The sequence below is a fragment of the Acinetobacter sp. T_3_1 genome (assembly GCF_025377055.1).
GTDB classification, from domain to species: Bacteria; Pseudomonadota; Gammaproteobacteria; order Pseudomonadales; family Moraxellaceae; genus Acinetobacter; species Acinetobacter kookii.
On the sequence record NZ_JACHVD010000032.1, the window covers coordinates 6,843 to 9,476 of the forward strand.

Sequence of the window (2,634 nt, forward strand, 5' to 3'; positions counted from 1 at the left end):
CAATTTTTCATGAAATATGCTTTTAATTATTTTTTAAATTTTTTAAATGTTTTTAACTCGACTGAATCCTTTTATTTATAAGACTTTCAAGCTTTATATAGCAACGTTTCCTCGGTTATATAGCAACGTTTCCTCGGTTATATAGCAACGTTTCCTCGGTTATATAGCAACGTTTCCTCGGTATTTGACAACAAATATTTATTATGTTGTTATAGCAACACAATAAGATTGTTGCTAAATAGAATGACATGACAGACTTAGTCGTAAAATCTAATAAACTTGTACAAGCTTTACAGACACTTACGTTAAGCGAAACCCGTTTACTTCAGCTCGCAATTGGAGACGCTCGTGAGACTGGACAAGGATTATCAACAGATGAACCTTTAGAATTAAATGCTCTTAGATATGCTAAAGCATTTAACGTTTCTCCAGATGCAGCTTATCTAGCGTTAATTGAAGCAGAAGATTCTCTTTTTAAAAGACAATTTACGATTACTAATGAAGATGGAACTTTAACAAAAAGTCGCTGGATTCAAGATGCTAATTATCGGAAGGGTGAAGCAAGAATTTTAGTTACCTTAACTCGTGTGGTAATTGACCATGTCACTAAAATAGATGGGTTTGAACAGTACTGTACTAGTTATCATTTGAAAAAAACTGCTGACTTCAATAGCGTTTATGCAGTACGTCTTTATGAACTCTTAATGCAATGGAAGTCTGTAGGGAAAACGCCTGTTTATGAATTAAATAAATTTCGAAGCCAACTTGGTATAGGGATTAACGAATACACTCGAATGGAAGCATTTAAGAGACGTGTTTTAGATATTGCAGTAGATCAAATCAACGAATTTTCAGATATCACTGTTAAATACGAACAACATAAAAAAGGTCGTTCAATCTCAGGATTTTCTTTTAGCTTTAAGCCAAAGAAAGCAACTATTCGATCTATAGAAACTAATAGATATCCTAATACAACTGATCTGGTCTCGAGAATGACAGATAAGCAGCGCCACTTATTCGCTACTAAACTTTCCGAACTACCAGAAATGGGTAAGTATTCTCAGGGTACAGAAAGCTATCCACACTTCGCTATACGTATTGCTGAAATGCTTCAAGATAGTGAAAAATACCAAGAATTATTCACTTATCTTCAAAAAGTTGGCTATCAAGCTGCCTAACATTTATACTTGATCATTTGTCTATTAGGCAGTCTCATAGACAACAACTTTTGACAGAGTTAGGCATAGATTTACAGCATGAAAAGCCTTACAGTTCTTGAGCTTTCTAAGCTTTACAATATCAATAGACATACGATTTACAACAACATAAAGAAAGGAATTTGAAGTAAAAATTCTGATAATAAAATTGATCTGGCTGAAGCTATCCGTGTTTTTGGCGAACCTTCAAAAAAACTAGATGTAAAAGAGTCTGTAAAAATAGACAGTCCAAATTCGGCAGAAGTTTTACTACTTAGGCAACAGATAGACATGCTAAAAAATCAGCTTGATGATGCAAAAGAGCGTGAATCCTTTTATCAAAATCAAATTGAGACGATGCAACGTCTACTGGAAGCACCCAAACCAAAGATCCAAGACCCTAGTGAACTCGAACTCCCTAAATCAGCTCCCATTGTAGAAATGAAAGAAGAGGTANAATAGGCGGGGAACGTGAAAAATCATAAAAAAAACCCACCTTGGGGAAGATGGGCTATCAACTAGAAACTACAGCATTGATTTCTAAGTGGAATTATAACGCATTTCGTATAAGGTGTATTATGTTAATTTTAGAGATTCTACATAAATGTAGAGTCTCCTTCACTTAGATTCTGGCATGTGTTCCATACTTATCAATCATGATAGAGCTGGCTTCATTTAAGCCACGCACAGTGACATTCACACCATTCTTTTGAAATTTATTTACAACAGAATCAAGCATGGCGACTGATGTTACGTCCCAAATGTGAGAATGGGTCAAATCAATAATCACATCCTTTACATCCTCTTTAAAGTCAAAACCTTGCATGAATTTTTCAGAAGAACTAAAGAAGATCTGACCTCTCAAATCATACAAACGGTCCGTTCCATCAAAAGAAGCTGTCACCTGGATATCATTTTCAAGTTTATTCGCCAAGAACAAGGCTGAAAGCAAAACGCCCGTTAATACACCTAGAGCCAAGTTATGCGTAGCAACAACTACAATCACTGTCGCAATCATGACGATATTACTACTCTTAGGATTATCTTTTAACTGAGTGACAGAACGCCATTCAAAAGTACTAATAGAGACCATGATCATTACCGCTACCAATGCAGCCATTGGAATCACTTTGAGCCAGTCGCTAATAAATACAACCAGAATAAGAAGAAAAATACCCGCAGAGAATGTTGATAAGCGTGTAAGGCCGCCTGATTTTACGTTAATCATAGATTGGCCAATCATGGCACAACCGGCCATGCCACCCATAAAGCCAGAAGCAATATTCGCAATCCCTTGTCCCTTACATTCCTGATATTTATCACTTGGCGTATCTGTCATTTCATCCACGATAGTTGCTGTCATCATCGATTCAAGTAAACCTACAGCCGCCAGTGCTACCGAATAAGGCAAAATAATCATCAATGTTTCAATATTCAA

Annotated in this window: 2 protein-coding genes and 1 pseudogene; 2 read left to right on the forward strand and 1 reads right to left on the reverse strand. The window is 36.0% G+C overall.

Annotated elements, in window-relative coordinates:
- Positions 1-248: 248 nt before the first annotated feature.
- Together repM and H4I94_RS15660 are read left to right on the forward strand one after the other, a co-directional pair.
- Entirely contained in the window at positions 249-1,178 is a 930-nt protein-coding gene (repM, locus tag H4I94_RS15655; protein WP_261183678.1) for a replication initiation protein RepM, read from the forward strand.
- Positions 1,179-1,256: 78 nt separating this feature from the next.
- Positions 1,257-1,652 (forward strand): annotated as a pseudogene (locus H4I94_RS15660) (plasmid replication DNA-binding protein); the annotation flags it as partial.
- A gap of 166 nt (positions 1,653-1,818) precedes the next feature.
- On the opposite strand, the gene H4I94_RS15665 reads toward H4I94_RS15660, so the two are convergent.
- Positions 1,819-2,634, reverse strand: an 816-nt coding sequence (locus H4I94_RS15665; protein ID WP_261183679.1) for a SulP family inorganic anion transporter, incomplete at its 5' end; no start/stop codon positions are given.

What these genes read in the sequence shown, in the direction of transcription:
- repM (WP_261183678.1), top strand. Translation starts at nt 249, where the DNA reads ATGACAGACTTAGTCGTAAAATCTAATAAACTTGTACAAGCTTTACAG.